The sequence below is a fragment of the Streptomyces sp. UW30 genome, from assembly GCF_008042075.1.
In the GTDB taxonomy this organism is placed as follows: Bacteria; Actinomycetota; Actinomycetes; order Streptomycetales; family Streptomycetaceae; genus Streptomyces.
Genome location: NZ_RDBN01000005.1, coordinates 692915 through 710137 on the forward strand (window position 1 = coordinate 692915; position 17223 = coordinate 710137).

General features: G+C 69.7%; 15 protein-coding genes and 1 tRNA gene. 15 read left to right on the plus strand and 1 reads right to left on the minus strand.

Annotation, left to right across the window (positions count from 1 at the left end; genetic code table 11):
* The 7 genes from EAO75_RS04820 to EAO75_RS04850 form a co-directional block, all read left to right on the plus strand.
* Positions 1-287: SpdD-like protein (locus EAO75_RS04820; RefSeq protein ID WP_147994290.1), on the plus strand; the 287-nt coding region annotated here is incomplete at its 5' end.
* 89 nt (positions 288-376) lie between these two features.
* Positions 377-580 carry a hypothetical protein gene (locus EAO75_RS04825; RefSeq protein WP_147993730.1) on the plus strand — a complete coding sequence of 68 codons (204 nt, stop codon included), beginning with the start codon at positions 377-379 and terminating at the stop codon, positions 578-580.
* Positions 577-1770 carry a DNA cytosine methyltransferase gene (locus tag EAO75_RS04830; protein ID WP_147993731.1) on the plus strand — a complete coding sequence of 398 codons (1194 nt, stop codon included), beginning with the start codon at positions 577-579 and terminating at the stop codon, positions 1768-1770. The genes EAO75_RS04825 and EAO75_RS04830 overlap by 4 nt, the downstream gene beginning before the upstream one ends.
* A complete protein-coding gene (gene repSA / locus EAO75_RS04835; RefSeq protein WP_147993732.1) occupies positions 1767-3149 on the plus strand; it encodes a replication initiator protein RepSA in 1383 nt (460 codons plus the stop codon). Before EAO75_RS04830 ends, repSA begins: the two co-directional genes overlap by 4 nt.
* Positions 3150-3160: 11 nt before the next feature.
* Positions 3161-3334: a helix-turn-helix transcriptional regulator gene (locus EAO75_RS04840; protein WP_187284337.1), complete on the plus strand. Its 174-nt coding sequence runs from the start codon at positions 3161-3163 to the stop codon at positions 3332-3334.
* Positions 3331-4704, plus strand: a complete 1374-nt coding sequence (locus EAO75_RS04845; protein ID WP_147993734.1) for a tyrosine-type recombinase/integrase — start codon at positions 3331-3333, stop codon at positions 4702-4704. The genes EAO75_RS04840 and EAO75_RS04845 overlap by 4 nt, the downstream gene beginning before the upstream one ends.
* Positions 4705-4900: 196 nt before the next feature.
* Positions 4901-5284 (plus strand): DUF6083 domain-containing protein, encoded by a 384-nt coding sequence (locus EAO75_RS04850; protein WP_147993735.1) that lies wholly within the window; start codon positions 4901-4903, stop codon positions 5282-5284.
* A 196-nt stretch (positions 5285-5480) separates the two neighbouring features.
* Here the strand turns inward: EAO75_RS04850 and EAO75_RS04855 are convergent.
* Positions 5481-5552: transfer RNA gene (locus EAO75_RS04855), tRNA-Arg, on the minus strand.
* Between the two features lie 60 nt (positions 5553-5612).
* On the opposite strand from EAO75_RS04855, the gene EAO75_RS04860 reads away from it, so the two are divergent.
* From EAO75_RS04860 to EAO75_RS04895, 8 genes are all read left to right on the plus strand, one after another.
* Positions 5613-6206 carry a response regulator gene (locus tag EAO75_RS04860; RefSeq protein WP_261989185.1) on the plus strand — a complete coding sequence of 198 codons (594 nt, stop codon included), beginning with the start codon at positions 5613-5615 and terminating at the stop codon, positions 6204-6206.
* Between the two features lie 241 nt (positions 6207-6447).
* A complete protein-coding gene (gene nrtL / locus EAO75_RS04865) occupies positions 6448-7539 on the plus strand; it encodes an ArgS-related anticodon-binding protein NrtL (RefSeq protein ID WP_147993737.1) in 1092 nt (363 codons plus the stop codon).
* A gap of 17 nt (positions 7540-7556) precedes the next feature.
* Entirely contained in the window at positions 7557-8948 is a 1392-nt protein-coding gene (lysA, locus tag EAO75_RS04870) for a diaminopimelate decarboxylase (RefSeq protein WP_147993738.1), read from the plus strand.
* A 158-nt stretch (positions 8949-9106) separates the two neighbouring features.
* Positions 9107-10399 carry a homoserine dehydrogenase gene (locus EAO75_RS04875; protein WP_187284308.1) on the plus strand — a complete coding sequence of 431 codons (1293 nt, stop codon included), beginning with the start codon at positions 9107-9109 and terminating at the stop codon, positions 10397-10399.
* A gap of 6 nt (positions 10400-10405) precedes the next feature.
* The gene (gene thrC / locus EAO75_RS04880; protein ID WP_147993739.1) at positions 10406-11464 is read left to right on the plus strand and encodes a threonine synthase; all 1059 of its coding nucleotides are present in this window, start codon (positions 10406-10408) and stop codon (positions 11462-11464) included.
* Between the two features lie 295 nt (positions 11465-11759).
* Positions 11760-12677: a homoserine kinase gene (gene thrB / locus EAO75_RS04885; protein ID WP_147993740.1), complete on the plus strand. Its 918-nt coding sequence runs from the start codon at positions 11760-11762 to the stop codon at positions 12675-12677.
* A gap of 390 nt (positions 12678-13067) precedes the next feature.
* The gene (rho, locus tag EAO75_RS04890) at positions 13068-15104 is read left to right on the plus strand and encodes a transcription termination factor Rho (protein ID WP_147993741.1); all 2037 of its coding nucleotides are present in this window, start codon (positions 13068-13070) and stop codon (positions 15102-15104) included.
* Between the two features lie 165 nt (positions 15105-15269).
* Positions 15270-17051: a trypsin-like serine protease gene (locus tag EAO75_RS04895; RefSeq protein ID WP_147994292.1), complete on the plus strand. Its 1782-nt coding sequence runs from the start codon at positions 15270-15272 to the stop codon at positions 17049-17051.
* The last annotated feature ends 172 nt before the right edge of the window (positions 17052-17223 follow it).

Genomic DNA, 17223 nt, shown 5'->3' on the forward strand with positions numbered 1-17223 from the left:
CCCCGACCGTCCACACCGCCCCGCCCGCCGTGGTCGAGCCGACCGCCGTCGTCCCGGCCGCCCAGACCCCGCCGTCCGTCCCGGTGACGCCTGCACCGTCCCGGCCGGTGGTCCAGCTCACCCCCGGCACGGTGATCGCCCTCGTCGGCGGCGGCACTGCCGTGGTCCTCGTCGTCGGCGCCGTCCTGGTCTCCATGCTCCTCGCGGTCGCCATCACCGGTGCCTCGGTCGCGGTGTGCGCCGTCGTCCTGCGCTCCCTGCTTGCCTCCGAGGCGAAGCGACGCTGACCGGCCCCCGGAGCGGCCTCTACCGCCAAGTTTCGTCCGCTCCGGGCGCCGTCCCTGTCCGATCCACTGAACCGGAAGGAACCTCCACCATGACCGGTCCTACCCCGGCCACCACCGCCAACGCGCAGATCTGCCGGGACTGCGACGGCTTCGCGTCCGCCAAGGTCACCCTCGGCGGACGCGATCGCATCGGCCACCTGCGCACCGTCACCGCCCACTGCCCGGCGTGCCACGGCACCGGAACCGCGTCGGCTCGCCGCCCTCGCCCGATGGACTGGGCGGTTGCCGCATGAACCACTCCCGCGTCCTAGACCTGTTCGCCGGTCCCGGCGGCTGGTCGGAAGGCCTGTACGCCCTAGGACTCCGTGACATCGGCATCGAGATCGACCCGTCCGCGTGCGCCACCCGTACCGCCGCCCGGCACACCACGATCCGCGCCGACGTCGCCGACTACCCCACCGCACCGCTCCGCGGGAACGTCTCCGCGCTGATCGCCTCCCCGCCCTGCCAGACCTTCAGCGCCGCCGGCCTGCGCGCCGGAAACGACGACATCGACCTGTGCCACCAGGGCCTCGACGCCCTCGCCCGCGGGCACGACACCCGCACCGCCCTGCGCGCCGCCTGCACCGACCCGCGCTCCCTCCTCGTCGTCGAGCCGCTGCGCTACGCCCTGGAACTGCGTCCCGACTGGATCGCCTTAGAGGAAGTCCCGGCCGTGGCACCCCTGTTCGCGCACATTGCGGGCATCCTGCGCCGCCTCGGCTACTCGGCATGGACCGGCGTACTCAACGCCGCCGACTACGGCGTCCCCCAGACCCGCCGCCGTGCCTTCCTCCTCGCATCCCGCACCCGCACCGCGACACCGCCCGAGCCCACCCACGCCAAAGACCCCGGCCCGGACACGCTGTTCGGTCCCGCTCTGGCGCCGTGGGTCACCATGGCTGACGCCCTCGGCTGGGGCGCCACCGACCGCCCCGTCCCCACCGTCACCGCCGGCGGCGGCAAGAACGGCGGACCGGAACCCTTCCCCACCTCGGCCCGCAAAGCGCTACTCGACGCCCAGCGGCGCGGCGCGTGGGTCCTGCACACCAACCGCAGGCAGCTGCCCGACGGCAGTCGGCAGACCACCGACCCGCACAGTGCGCCCGCACCCACGTTCACGGCGAAGGCGGGCGGCCAGTGGGTGCTGCGGCACAGCAACCGCCGCAACGCCACCGTCCGCCGCGCCGACGAACCCGCCGCCACCCTGCTCTTCGCACGGGCCAGCAACGACGTGTCATGGCACAAGGACGGCTCCGCGGGGCCGGAATCCGTCCGCATCACCGTCCAGGAAGCCGCCGCCCTCCAGACCTTCTCCACCGGCTACCCCTTCCAGGGCACCAAGACCCGGCAGTTCGAGCAGATCGGCAACGCCGTTCCGCCCCTGCTCGCCTCCGCCGTCCTGCGCTCCCTGGTGCCTGCCGCGCTGGAGGTGGCCGCGTGAGTGACACCGCCACCCTGGCGGGCCTCGATGCCGCCACCCTCACCGACGTGCTGAGGGTGGCCGGATCGGCCGGCTTCGACCAATGGCAGGTCCAGATCCGCCGCACCGGCGGCTGCTCCGACCCGATCCACCTCACTGGCTGGTCCATCACGAAGGACAAGGCCACTGGCGAGACGCTGCGGAACTACACCACCGACACCGAGCCGGGCGGCCGGCTGCGCATCGCTTGCGGCAACCGCCGCGCCTCTCGCTGCCCGGCCTGTGCCTGGACGTACGCCGGCGACACCTTCCACCTCATCCGCGCCGGGCTCGTCGGCGACACCCGTCACGAGATCCCCGCCACGATCCGCAACTGCCCCCGCGTCTTCGCCACCCTCACCGCGCCGTCCTTCGGCCCCGTCCACAACCAGCCCACGCACGGCGCCTGCCGCTGCGGCAACGCCCACCGCGACGACGACCCGGCACTCGGCACACCGCTCGATCCCGCTTCGTACGACTACGCCGGGGCGGTGCTGTTCAACAACCACGCCGGCGACCTGTGGCACCGCTTCGTCAACCGGCTGCGTCGAGAGATCGCCGCCCAGGTCGGCATCACGCAGAAGGCGTTCAAAGAGGTCGCCCGCCTGTCGTACGGCAAGGTCGCCGAGTTCCAAAAGCGCGGCGCCGTCCACTTTCACGCTGTGATCCGCATCGACGGTGCCGACGGACCTGACACCGCGCCGCCCTCATGGGCGAGCACCGAACTACTCACCCAGGCCATCCGCGCTGCCGCTGCGCATCCGTACGTCACCGTCAAGGTTCCCGCGCGTGCAGCCGCTGGCTTCTCTCACGGCTGGGAGCTGCGCTGGGGCCGGCAGCTCGACCTTCGACCGATCAAAGCGTTCGGCGATGGCTCCGAGATTACGGAACAAGCTGTGGCCTCGTACGTTGCCAAGTACGCCACCAAGGCCGCCGAGAACACCGGCACCGTGGACCGACGCATCGGCAACCGTGAAGCCGCCGTCCTCCTCGGCCTGCCCGACCACCCCCGCCGTCTCATCGAAGCCTGTTTCGACCTCGATCCGGTCTACCCGGACCGCCGGCTGACCGCATGGGCGCACATGCTCGGCTTCCGCGGTCACTTCTCCTCGAAGTCTCGCCGCTACTCCACCACCCTCGGCGTCTTACGACAGATCCGCGCCGACTACCGCGCCGCCCAGGAACGCGATGCCCTGGGCCTCGACGGCCACGAGCCGGACACGGTGCTCGTCCTCGCTTCCTGGCAGTACGCCGGCCACGGCCACACTCCCGGCGAGTCTGCTCTCGCCGCATCGATCGCCCGCGACCTCCAGCTCAACCGCGAAACCGCCCGCGAAGCCATGAAGGGAGAACCGACGTGAAAGACGAACTGATGACCGTTGCCGAGATTCTTGTCGAGCTCAAGGGCGTCTCGCGTCGTACCTTCTACCGCTGGCGCGAATTGGGACAGGCTCCGGAGGCTTTCAAGTTGCCCAATGGCGAACTGAGGGTTTGGCGCAGCAACTTCACGGCGTGGCTGAACAGCCGAGAACGGACCGCGGCATGAAGTCACTCGACGTGAAGATCTGGGGTGTCCGGAAGAGGAACACAAAGAAGCCGTCCTACGACGTCAGATGGACAGTCTCAGGGAGCGTTTTTTCCGAGCAGTTCCGCACCAAGGGACTTGCGGACAACTACCGTTCCAAGCTGCTGCGTGCGACGCGCGACGGCGAGGATTTCGACACGGCTAGCGGGCTGCCCGGTTCGATGGTCGAGCAGGCGCCCTCGATGACTTGGTTCGCCTTCGCGCTGAAGTACCTCGCCATGAAGTGGCCGTATGCGGCGCCGAACACACGCAACGGGATCAACGAGTCGTTGACCGCTGTGACCATGGCTCTTCTCGACGATCGTCCCGGCCGGCCGACCGATGAGCTCGTCAGGAAGGCGCTGCGTAGTTGGGCCTTCGTCCTTCCTGCGCCTGACGACCGGGAGCTGCCGACGGAGATCGCGAACACCTTGCACTGGGTGGCCAAGGCGTCGCGCCCTCTCTCGGATCTCGCAGATGCGGCGATCGGCAGGGCTGTCCTGGACTCCCTGAAACTCAAGCTCGATGGAACGGCTGCTGCGGCAGAGACCGTTCGGCGCAAGCGACGGACCCTGGTCAATGCCCTGCACTATGCGGTGGACCTTGGTGAGTTCAAAGAGAATCCGATCACCGCGGTCCGCTGGAAGAAGCCGAAGGTGGCCAAAGAGGTTGATCCCCGGGTGGTGGCGAACCCCGAACAGGCTCGGGCTCTGCTTGCTGCCGTCTCCTACATCGGTGGATACAGCCGTGCCCGCGGACGTCGACTCGTTGGCCTGTTCGCTTGCATGTACTACGGAGCCTTCCGTCCGGCTGAGACTGTCGCTCTCAAACAGGCAGATCTGAAGCTGCCGGAAGCGGGCTGGGGCACGGCGCTGCTGAATCGCACTCGGCCTAGCGCCGGCAAGCTGTGGACCGACTCCGGCGAAACGCACGACGACCGCGGGCTCAAGAACCGGCCCGTTGAAGAGGTCCGGCCTGTGCCGATCCCACCGCAACTTGTCATCATCCTCCGCGAGCATATCGACACGTTCGGCCTTGCGGACGACGGGCGGTTGTTCACGAATGAGCGCGGGGGAGTCGTCGGCTCGTCGACCTATTACCGTGTGTGGCAGGAGGCGCGAACTCTCGCACTACCGCCGGCCGCTGTCGCTTCGCCGCTCGCCGCGCGCCCGTACGATCTACGGCACTCGGCGCTGTCGACCTGGCTCAACTCCGGCGTCGACGCGACCGAGGTGGCCGAACGCGCGGGTAACAGTGTGGAAGTTCTACTGAGTCGCTATGCCAAGTGCATCGATGGACGGCAGGAGATCGCCAACAGGAAAATTGAAGAGCTCTTGCGCGAGTACGAGTAGATACGAGCCTCGCCCGCTAGCCCCTCAGTCCGAAAAGGCTGGGGGGCTTCGTGGTGCCTCGGCCGTGTGTAGTCGGTCGCTAGTTGCAGATTGCACCTTCCGCGTTGCGTGTGGTTTCAACGATGGCTGAGCGCATCATGCGTCTCGTCCGATTCGCCCTCTTTGCATTGCGCTCCCAGCTGTCGACCCTCGCGGTATGGGGGTTTTACGAGAGAGGCCGAGCAAGCTGGGCGGCGGCCAGTCACGCTGCCTGTACTGCGGACTGCCGGCGGATCGAGTGATGACGCTGGAGCAGGACTGGGTGCTGCTTGAACCCGACATGGCCCCGTTGGCTCACACGGTGCCAGCGGAGCACCGGTGGATAGAGCTGTCCGACGGACGGGTGACCGTGTACGGCGTGGGCCCGCCGGATCCGTTCCAGCGGTGCCGTATCGAGCACCGGCTTGCCTGTTCGGCGCAACAGCTGCCAGGTCTCTGGCCGTGGTTGACGACGCTGCGCGCCGAGAACGAGCGACGAGTGAAGCGCGAGCAGGACCCGGAACCACCGAGGCCCCCGGAGTTGTGGCCTGACGCGGGGTGATGACGCCTCGGGAACGCGGGGGCTCCCAACCGCGATTCTCCAGATTGACCTGGGCGGATGTCCCAAGATCCTGTCCACGAATAGTCCACAGACCCCGACCTAGGGCCGCTCAGCGCTGCATATGGCTGCACATACGCGAAGACCCCGACCGCAGCGTTTCCGCTGGTGACGGGGTCTTTGGGCACCTCATACAGGGTGCCCCCGGCAGGATTCGAACCTGCGCACACGGCTCCGGAGGCCGTTGCTCTATCCCCTGAGCTACGGGGGCGTGTCGGGCGCCTTGCTTGGCGGCGACGGGTAGAACCCTACCAGCTTCGGTGGGGTGTTCATGAACCGGTTTACGGGGCCCTCGCACCCGGTGCGACCTGGGGTGGGTCGCCCGCAGGGGGCGGAAGTCGGGAAAACCCGGACGCGGTGGCCGGTCCGGACCTACTCTCGAGTTGTGCCAGGCGCTTTTGGCCGGGTCCTTGTTGTGGACGACAACAAGGTCATCCGGCAGCTGATCAGGGTCAATCTCGAGCTGGAGGGGCTCGAGGTGGTGACCGCGGCTGATGGTGCCGAGTGTCTGGATGTCGTCCACCAGGTGCGGCCCGACGTGGTCACCCTGGATGTGGTCATGCCGCGGCTGGACGGGCTTCGGACCGCCGCGATGCTGCGCGCCGATCCCCGTACCCGCGATCTTCCTCTCGCCATCGTCAGCGCCTGTACCCAGTACGAGGTCGACGGCGGTCTGGACATCGGTGTCGACGCCTTCCTCGCCAAGCCCTTCGAGCCGGCCGAACTCATCAGCCTCGTACGGCGGTTGATCGAGCGGAAGCGGAGCCGGGAGTCCGAGGGTGACGTCGACGGCAGGGATGCGGGCGACGCCGTGTTCGGGGGCGTCCTGGGAGCAGGAGAGGCAGCGGGGCGGACCGGAGGCTGAAGCTCGGGCCGGCGGTCGGCCGGCTCGCCGGTGACGCCGTGCGCGTGCAGGAATCGGCGGGCCTCGTCGGCGCCGGCAGSCGCAGCTCGCCGCTCAAGCTCCGCCTCAAGCTCCGCCTCAAGCACCGCGGGGGTGGTCGGCGAGGGAGGCGAACAGGTGGTGCACGTCGTGCACGTACTCCATGGATGCCCCGGCCGATGGCTCGCCGGCCTGCCCCGGGGACTCCCCATACGCTTGTCCCGTGACCCCCGTCGAGCTCTCCCGTTCCGTGCTGTGCGCGGTGCGTCGTGCTGTCGACGAAGGGGAACTGGCCGTCGCCGTGCCCGAGCGGGCCATGGTCACCGTGCCGGGGCCCGGCGGGTGTGGGGACTACGCCACCAACATCGCCCTCCAGCTGGCCCGCCCGGCCGGGCAGCCCGCCCTGCGCGTCGCCGAGATTCTGCGGCCGCACCTCGCGGGCGTGCGCGGTGTCGCCGACGTCGTCGTCACCGGGCCCGGCTTCCTGAACATCAGCCTCGGCGCCGCCGCGCCCGTCGCCCTCGTCGAGGAGATCCTTCGGCGCGGCGAACGGTACGGGTACGCCCATGGCCCCTCCGCGGACTTCGTGCCGCTGTCCTGTCCCCGCGAGGTCCGGGCCGTCGTCGTGATGGACGCCGTCGCCCGGATCCTGCGCTCACAGGGCGCCGCCGTCCGCACCCGCTGCGAGGCCGAGCTCCCGTCGGAGTGGGCCGACATCCTGGGCGTACGGGTCGATGCGCAGCCCGCGCGGCAGCACCCCGCCCTGCCTCACTACACCGTCCGTCCGGTCCCCGCCCCGGTCGACCCTCTCCCTCTCGGACGCGACGCCGCCCGCTGGGCCCTGCTCCACCCCGCCGGCCACGACCGGCCCCGTATCACCGACGACCACCTCGTCCAGCGCGAGAGCAACCCTCTCTTCCGCGTCCGGTACGCCCACGCCCGCACCCGGGCCCTCAGCCGCAACGCCGCCGACCTGGGATTCCACGCCGAGCCCGAGTCCCCGGGGCAGGCCGGCGAGCCATCGGCCGGGGCATCCATGGAGTACGTGCACGACGTGCACCACCTGTTCGCCTCCCTCGCCGACCACCCCCGCGTCCTGGCCCAGTCGGCCGCCGATCGCGCTCCCGACCGTCTCGCCCGGCACCTCGTCAGCGTCGCCGATGCCGCTGCTTCCCTCCTGCCCGCCGTCCTTCCCCGCGGTGCGGAGAAACCCTCGGCCACCCACCGTGCCCGGCTCGCGCTTGCCGAAGCCGCCGGGACGGTGCTGGCCGGTGGCCTGTCCCTGCTCGGCATCGACGCACCCGATCACCTCTGAGAGAGCCCAAGACAGTCATGAGCCGTTCCGCACATCCCGCCGGGCCCCGCCACGCCGACGTCCTTCCCGAGGGCCACTACTCCGCGCCGCCCGCCGACCTCAACGCCCTCGACGCGAAGGTGTGGGCGCAGACCGTCGCCCGTGACGCCGAAGGCGTCGTCACCGTCGGCGGTGTCGACGTGAAGACCCTCGCCGAACAGCACGGCACCCCCGCCTACTTCGTCGACGAGGCCGACTTCCGCTCCCGGGCCCGGGCCTGGCGCAGCGCCTTCGGTTCCGACGCGGACGTCTTCTACGCCGGCAAGGCGTTCCTGTCCCGTGCCGTCGTGCGGTGGCTGCACGAGGAGGGGCTCAACCTCGACGTCTGCTCCGGTGGCGAGCTCGCCACCGCCCTCTCCGCCGGGATGCCCGCCGACCGCATCGCCTTCCACGGCAACAACAAGTCCGTCGAGGAGATCGAGCGGGCCGTCCGCGCCGGCGTCGGGCGGATCGTCCTCGACTCCTTCCAGGAGATCGTCCGCGTCGCGCACATCGCCCGGGAACTCGGCAAGCGCCAGCGCGTCCAGATCCGTATCACCGTCGGGGTGGAAGCGCACACGCACGAGTTCATCGCCACCGCTCATGAGGACCAGAAGTTCGGCATTCCGCTCGCCGGGGGGCAGGCCGCCGAGGCGGTGCGAAGGGCCCTCCAGCTCGACGGGCTCGAACTCATCGGCATCCACTCGCACATCGGGTCGCAGATCTTCGACATGTCCGGCTTCGAGGTCGCCGCGCATCGGGTCGTCGGGTTGCTGAAGGACATCCGTGACGAGCACGGTGTCGAGCTTCCCGAGATCGACCTCGGGGGCGGGCTCGGTATCGCCTACACCAGCGATGACGATCCCCGCGAACCGCACGAGATCGCCAAGGCGCTGACCGAGATCGTCACGCGTGAGTGCGAGTCCGCCAAGCTGCGTACGCCTCGTATCTCCGTCGAACCCGGGCGCGCCATCGTCGGGCCCACCGCCTTCACGCTCTACGAGGTCGGCACCATCAAGCCCCTCGACGGGCTGCGGACGTATGTCTCCGTGGACGGCGGCATGTCCGACAACATCCGCACGGCGTTGTACGACGCCGAGTACAGCGTCGCCCTCGTGTCCCGGACGAGCGACGCCGCGCCGATGCTCGCCCGTGTCGTCGGCAAGCACTGCGAGAGCGGGGACATCGTCGTGAAGGACGCGTTCCTTCCCGCCGACCTGGCACCGGGTGACCTCGTCGCCGTACCGGCGACGGGTGCCTACTGCCGGTCCATGGCCAGCAACTACAACCACGTGCTCCGGCCGCCGGTCGTCGCCGTGCTCGACGGCGAGTCCCGGGTGATCGTCCGCCGGGAGACGGAGGAGGACCTCCTCCGTCTCGACGTCGGGTAACCCCACAGGCCCGGGGGTGGAAGATCTGGTGGAAGATCTCCTGTCTTTCACCCTCGTAAAAATGAAATAGATGTCTCACGATCCGGACGAAGGGCAGAAACTCCCGTCCGGTGAGTGAGACTGGTGCAACCGTAGACGGTATGAGGAAACGAGGTCGGATGATGCGTACGCGTCCGCTGAAGGTGGCGCTGCTGGGCTGTGGAGTGGTCGGCTCAGAGGTGGCGCGCATCATGACGACGCACGCCGCCGACCTCGCCGCCCGTATCGGCGCCCCCGTGGAGCTCGCGGGTGTGGCCGTACGGCGGCCCTCCAAGGTCCGTGAGGGCATCGACCCCGCGCTGATCACCACCGACGCCACCGCGCTCGTCAAACGCGGCGACATCGACGTCGTGGTCGAGGTCATCGGCGGCATCGAGCCCGCCCGCACCCTCATCACCACCGCCTTCGAGCACGGCGCCTCCGTCGTGTCCGCGAACAAGGCGCTCCTCGCGCAGGACGGCGCCGCCCTGCACGCGGCGGCGGAGCAGCACGACAAGGACCTCTACTACGAGGCCGCCGTCGCCGGTGCCATCCCGCTGATCCGGCCGCTGCGCGAGTCCCTCGCCGGCGACAAGGTCAACCGCGTGCTCGGCATCGTCAACGGGACCACCAACTTCATCCTCGACAAGATGGACTCGACCGGCGCCGGGTATCAGGAGGCCCTCGACGAGGCCACCGCCCTGGGGTACGCCGAGGCCGACCCGACCGCCGATGTCGAGGGCTTCGACGCCGCCGCCAAGGCCGCCATCCTCGCCGGTATCGCCTTCCACACGCGCGTGCGCCTCGACGACGTCTACCGCGAGGGCATGACCGAGGTGACCGCGGCCGACTTCGCCTCCGCCAAGGAGATGGGCTGCACCATCAAGCTGCTCGCCATCTGCGAGCGGGCCGAGGACGGGGCCTCCGTCACCGCGCGCGTGCACCCCGCGATGATCCCGCTGACCCATCCGCTGGCCTCCGTCCGCGGCGCGTACAACGCCGTGTTCGTGGAGTCCGACGCATCCGGTCAGCTCATGTTCTACGGCCCCGGCGCAGGGGGTTCGCCCACCGCCTCGGCCGTGCTCGGCGACCTCGTCGCCGTCTGCCGCAACCGGCTCAGCGGGGCAACGGGGCCCGGCGAGTCGGCGTACGCCGCCCTGCCCGTCGAGGGGATGGGTGACGTCGTCACCCGCTACCACATCAGCCTCGACGTGGCCGACAAACCGGGTGTTCTCGCCCAGGTGGCGACCGTGTTCGCCGAGCACGGTGTCTCGATCGATACGGTTCGCCAGCAGGGCAAGGACGGCGAGGCCTCCCTCGTCGTCGTCACCCACCGTGCGTCCGACGCGGCCCTCGGCGGGACCGTCGAGGCGCTGCGCAAGCTCGACACCGTGCGGGGTGTCGCCAGCATCATGCGGGTTGAAGGAGAGTAACCAGCAATGACCCACCAGTGGCGCGGAATCATCGAGGAGTACCGGGACCGGCTGCCCGTCTCCGACACCACGCCGGTCGTGACGCTCCGCGAGGGCGGCACGCCCCTCGTGCCCGCGCAGGTGCTCTCCGAGCGCACGGGCTGCGAGGTCCACCTCAAGGTGGAGGGTGCGAACCCGACCGGGTCCTTCAAGGACCGCGGCATGACCATGGCCATCAGCAAGGCGAAGGAGGAGGGGGCCAAGGCGGTTATCTGCGCCTCCACCGGGAACACCTCCGCCTCCGCCGCCGCCTACGCGGTGCGTGCGGGCATGGTCTCGGCCGTTCTCGTCCCGCAGGGCAAGATCGCGCTCGGCAAGATGGGCCAGGCCCTCGTGCACGGCGCGAAGATCCTCCAGGTCGACGGCAACTTCGACGACTGCCTCACGCTCGCGCGCGACCTGAGCGACAACTACCCCGTGGCGCTGGTCAATTCGGTCAACCCGGTGCGTATCGAGGGGCAGAAGACGGCCGCCTTCGAGATCGTGGACATGCTGGGCGACGCCCCCGACATCCACGTCCTGCCGGTGGGCAACGCGGGCAACATCACCGCGTACTGGAAGGGCTACAAGGAGTACGCCGCCGACGGTGTCTCGAAGCGGACCCCGCGCATGTGGGGCTTCCAGGCCTCCGGCTCCGCGCCCATCGTGCGCGGCGAGATCGTCAAGGACCCGTCGACCATCGCCACCGCCATCCGCATCGGCAACCCGGCGTCCTGGCAGTACGCGCTCGCCGCGCGGGACGAGTCCGGCGGGTTCATCGACGAGGTGACGGACCGTGAAATCCTGCGCGCCTACCGGCTGTTGGCCGCGCAGGAGGGCGTCTTCGTCGAGCCCGCCTCCGCCGCGTCCGTCGCCGGTCTGCTGAAGGCCGCCGAGCAGGGCCTGGTCGACCCGGGCCAGCGCATCGTGTGCACCGTCACCGGCAACGGCCTCAAGGACCCCGACTGGGCCGTCGCCGGCGCCCCGCAGCCCGTCACCGTCCCGGTCGACGCGGCGACGGCGGCAGAGCGGCTCGGACTGGCGTAAGCCGGGCCACGCTCCGTCGCAGCAGGCTCGCGTACGCGACTACGACGGCGCTCACCTGGGGAGCTTCCCGACAGGGGGTGCACAGGGGGCATACGACACGCATCGTGCGCCTCCTGTGCGCCCTATGTCGCCACAGAACCTACCTTCGATACGCTGTACTGAACCCGCCCGCCGCATATGCCTCCGCATGGGTGCGGTGCCGCGCCGTCTCCGCGGCCCGGAAGCGGCCCCAGAGGTTCTCGTACGTCATCGAAAATCTTCGACAATCACGCAGCTCAAGGAGAGTCATCGAGCGATGGCCGGTCCAGCGTTCCGCGCCGCCGCCGTCCGGGTGCGCGTCCCCGCCACCAGCGCCAACCTCGGCCCGGGCTTCGACGCCCTCGGCCTGTCGCTGGGGCTCTACGACGACGTAGTCGTCCGGGTGGCCGACTCAGGGCTGCACATCGACATCGCGGGTGAGGGCAGCGAGACACTGCCGCGCGACGAGAACCACCTTCTCGTCCGCTCCCTGCGCACCGCCTTCGATCTGCTGGGCGGCCAGCCGCGCGGCCTGGAGATCGTCTGCGCCAACCGCATCCCGCACGGCCGCGGCCTCGGCTCCTCCTCCGCCGCCATCTGCGCCGGCATCGTCGCCGCGCGCGCCGTGACCATAGGCGGCGAGGCCAGGCTCGACGACGCGGCCCTGCTCGAACTCGCCACCGAGATCGAGGGCCACCCCGACAACGTCGCGGCCTGTCTGCTCGGCGGATTCACCCTGTCCTGGATGGAGGCCGGCGCCGCGCGGGCCATCAGGATGGAGCCCGCCGATTCCATCGTTCCGGTGGTTTTCGTACCCGGTAAGCCGGTACTGACGGAGACCGCGCGCGGACTGCTCCCGCGCAGCGTCCCGCATGTCGACGCCGCCACCAACGCGGGCCGTGCCGCGCTGCTCGTCGAGGCCCTCACCAGGCGCCCCGAGCTGCTGCTGCCCGCCACCGAGGACCGTCTCCACCAGGAGTACCGCGCTCCCGCGATGCCGGAGAGCGCCGCGCTGGTGGAGCGGCTGCGGGCCGACGGAGTCCCGGCAGTCATTTCAGGAGCGGGCCCCACCGTGCTGGCGTTGGCCGACGCCGACAGCGCCGACAAGGTGGCCGATCTGGCAGGCGACGGGTGGGCCGCGAACCGGCTCGACCTCGACGCCCAGGGAGCGAGCGTGCTGCCGCTTGCGACCTGACACACGGTTGCCGGATTTCGAGAGGGGGAATGTTTGTTGGATCCGGTAGTGTTAACCTCAAGTCTGCACCCGACCCCACCATGGCGAGGTGCTTCGTGTCCCCGTCCGGGACAGACATTCTTCCGGGAGCCTCCCAAGTCGCACTGTGTTCCGTACGACGTACGCGGGCGCTGAGCGACCTGCCGGGCACGCTCCGGAACCGGCGCGACCGAGCCGAGTGACACAGACACTCCGTGCCACGGCTCTGGGAAGCGTCATCACCAGATATTTCTTCCGCCGCTTTGGCGGACCACCGCCCCGGCACGGTCCACACACCAGGGACCGAAGCCGGACAGCACAACCGGTCGCCGAGCCAGACAGGCCGACGTCCGCTCCAGGGAAGGACCCTTCGTGAGCGACACCACCGATCTGATGGGCGCACGTGTCGAGGAGACCGCTGCCGCGCCCGCCACGGACGCCTCCGCGCCTGCCACCGGTGCAGGCTCCCGGCGGCGCCGCGGTACCGGCCTCGAGGGCATGGTGCTGGCAGAGCTGCAGCAGGTCGCCTCCGGCCTCGGCATCAGGGGCACGGCGCGCATGCGCAAGAGCCAGTTGATCGAGGTCATCAAGGAGGCGCAGGCCGGGGGAGGTGCCGCGGCTCCCAAGACGGAGGCCGCGACCGAGACCAAGCCCAAGCGCCGCGCCACCTCCAAGGCCCGTACCGGCGACGACGCCGAGAAGAAGGCGGAGAAGGCGGCTGAGGCCCCCGCCGAGAAGGCCGCGGCCCAGCAGCAGATCGAGATTCCCGGCCAGCCGGCCGGGGGCCCCTCCCGCGCGAGCGAAGCCGAGCGTGGGGGAGACGACGCCCCGACCGAGCGCCGCCGTCGCCGCGCCACCGCCGATGCCGGTGCCCCCGCGGCCGCCCCCGAGACGGTCGCCGCCGAGGCGAAGAGCGAGCCGAAGGCCGAGACGCCCGCGCAGTCGCAGGGCGACGCCAAGGGCGACGCCGGTGAGGGCGGCGAGGGCCGTCGTCGTGACCGCCGTGAGCGCGGCCGCGACCGTGACCGCGGCGAGCGCGGTGACCGCGGTGACCGCGGTGACCGTCGCAAGGGTGACGACCAGCAGGGTGGCCAGCGCGGTCAGCAGCAGAACCAGCAGCAGGGCGGCGGTCGTCAGGACCGTGGCCAGCAGCAGCAGGACGACGACGACTTCGAGGGTGGCCGTCGTGGCCGTCGCGGGCGTTACCGCGACCGCCGTGGCCGTCGTGGCCGCGACGAGATCGCCTCCGAGCCGCAGATCAACGAGGACGACGTCCTGATCCCGGTCGCGGGCATCCTCGACATCCTCGACAACTACGCCTTCATCCGGACCTCCGGCTACCTGCCGGGCCCGAACGACGTGTACGTCTCCCTCGCCCAGGTCCGCAAGAACGGCCTGCGCAAGGGCGACCACATCACCGGCGCGGTCCGTCAGCCCAAGGAAGGCGAGCGGCGCGAGAAGTTCAACGCGCTGGTCCGCCTGGACTCCGTCAACGGCATGGCGCCCGAACACGGCCGTGGCCGCCCGGAGTTCAACAAGCTGACCCCGCTGTACCCGCAGGACCGGCTCCGTCTGGAGACCGACCCGGGCGTGCTGACCACCCGCATCATCGACCTCGTGTCGCCGATCGGTAAGGGCCAGCGCGGTCTGATCGTGGCCCCGCCGAAGACCGGCAAGACCATGATCATGCAGGCGATCGCCAACGCGATCACGCACAACAACCCCGAGTGCCACCTGATGGTCGTCCTCGTCGACGAGCGTCCGGAAGAGGTCACCGACATGCAGCGGTCGGTGAAGGGCGAGGTCATCTCCTCGACCTTCGACCGTCCGGCCGAGGACCACACCACGGTCGCCGAGCTCGCCATCGAGCGCGCCAAGCGTCTGGTGGAGCTGGGTCACGACGTCGTCGTGCTGCTCGACTCGATCACCCGTCTGGGCCGTGCGTACAACCTCGCCGCCCCGGCCTCCGGCCGCATCCTGTCCGGTGGTGTCGACTCGACGGCCCTCTACCCGCCGAAGCGCTTCTTCGGTGCGGCCCGCAACATCGAGGACGGCGGCTCGCTGACCATCCTCGCGACCGCGCTGGTCGACACCGGGTCCCGCATGGACGAGGTGATCTTCGAGGAGTTCAAGGGCACCGGCAACATGGAGCTCAAGCTCGACCGGAAGCTCGCCGACAAGCGCATCTTCCCGGCGGTGGACGTGGACGCGTCCGGCACCCGTAAGGAAGAGATCCTGCTCGGCAACGACGAGCTCGCCGTCGTCTGGAAGCTGCGCCGGGTGCTGCACGCGCTCGACCAGCAGCAGGCGATCGAGCTGCTGCTCGACAAGATGAAGCAGACGAAGTCGAACGGCGAGTTCCTGCTGCAGATCCAGAAGACGACGCCGTCCCCCGGCAACGGCGACTGATCAGAAGCGATCCGACAAAGGCCGCTCCCCGTCAAACAGTGACGGGGAGCGGCCTTTTGGCGCTGATAGGAACGGACGCATCTGTGCGTCCCTTCCGACTCAAGTGTCTCTGGGGGGACTTTCTTGACCACCACCACGTCCGGCAGCGGTCGTCACAGACGCCGGATACGTTTCGGGCTGCCCGTCGCCGCCGCCGGCCTCGCCGCTGCCGTCGCCGCCGCGCTGCTCACCTCGTCCGCGGGGGCCGCGACCGCGCTGCCCGAGCCCACCGTGAAGCCCGCCACCAGTTCGGCCTCGCTCGCCGAGCTGGAGCGGCGCGTCGCGGGCGCCGTCGCCGGTGACGACACCGCGGGGGAGACGGCGAAGAAGTCGTCGTACGGCGCCGACACCAGCGGCTCCGCCGATGACTCGACCGTGAGCCCCATGGTCATCGGCGGTACCACGACCAGCATCACCTCGGCGCCCTGGATGGCGCAGCTCTGGTACTACGACGACCAGGGCACCACCGACGAGGCCGACGACCTCGGCTTCTTCTGCGGCGGCGCCGTCGTCGCGCCGACGAAGATCCTCACCGCCGCGCACTGCGTCAAGGGCTACGACTGGTACAACTACGGCGCCGTCATCACCGGCACCAACCAGCTCCCGACCACCGACGACGCCGGCAACAGCGACCTGCACGGCGGCACCGTCACGCTGCCGCACCGGCAGTGGAACCACCCGTCGTACAGCGCGGCGACGATCGACAACGACATCGCCGTCATCACCCTGGCCAATCCGGTCAAGGCGACGCCGATCCGCATGACGACGTCCGGCGACACCGCCTCGTACGCCGCCGGGACGAACGCCAAGGTCTACGGCTGGGGCCGCACCAGCTCCACCAGCCAGGACATCTCGCAGACGCTGAAGTCGGCGACGCTGCCCGTCCAGTCCGACACCACCTGCGCGGGCTACTACGGCACCGACTTCGTCAAGGGCCACATGGTCTGCGCGGGCAACCCGGCCACCGGCAGCGACAGCGGGACCGTGTCCGCCTGCAACGGCGACTCCGGCGGCCCGCTCGTCGTGAACGGCCGTATCGCCGGTGTCGTCTCCTGGGGCGTGCAGGACTGCGTCGCCAAGGGCGCGTACAGCGTGTTCGCCAAGGTCACCTCCTACGTCGGTGCCGCCTACCCGCGGATCGAGGACACCAACATCAGCGGTGACCACCGGGCCGACATGTGGCTGCGCAACGCCTCCACCAAGACCGGTTACTCGAAGGACTCCAACGGCACCACCTTCGCCGCGCGCGAGTCCTGGGGCGACTGGAGCGGCGTCAACGTCGTCCTGCAGACCGACCTCGACCGGGACGGCTACCAGGACCTGGTGTTCCGGCGCAGCTCCGACGGGGCCATGTTCTGGGCGCACTTCGTGCCGGCCAGCGGCACCTGGGCGACCAAGACGATCTTCAGCAACTGGAAGACCCGTACCCGCATCGTGGCACCGGGTGACGTCACCGGCGACTACCTGCCCGACCTGCTGTCGGTCGACTCCGCCGGCGCCCTGTGGATCTACGCGGGCAAGGGCAACGGCACCTTCGCCACCCCGGTGAAGTCCGGCACGGGCTTCAACAGCTACAACTCCCTGCGCGGCCACGGCGACTTCACCGGCGACGGCAAGGCCGACCTGATCGCGCGCAGCTCGTCCGGCGGCTACATCTACCTGTTCAAGGGCACCGGCAAGGCCGGCACCGGCGCGTTCGCCACCCGCGTCAAGGTGCGCACCTGGTCCACCTACACCGGCTTCGACGCCGTCGGTGACGTCACCGGCGACGGCAAGGCCGACTTCCTGGCCCGCAACTCCTCCGGCACGCTCTATCTGTACCCGGGCACCGGAAAGGCCACGAGCGAGATCTTTGCCACACCGAAGTCCGTCGGCACTGATTTCAAGCAGTACGACATCTTCGGCTGAAATCGCAGGTGAGACCGGCATACCCGGTATCGCCGACTACGGACTGTGCCCATCACCTGACAGGTGGTGGGCACAGTCCGTTGTGCAACCCTGTCCCGGGTTTCCCCGTCTGACCGGACGGGGTGACGATGGTGCGGTAAGGGCCATTTGGGCCATGCCTGACCCTGAAAGC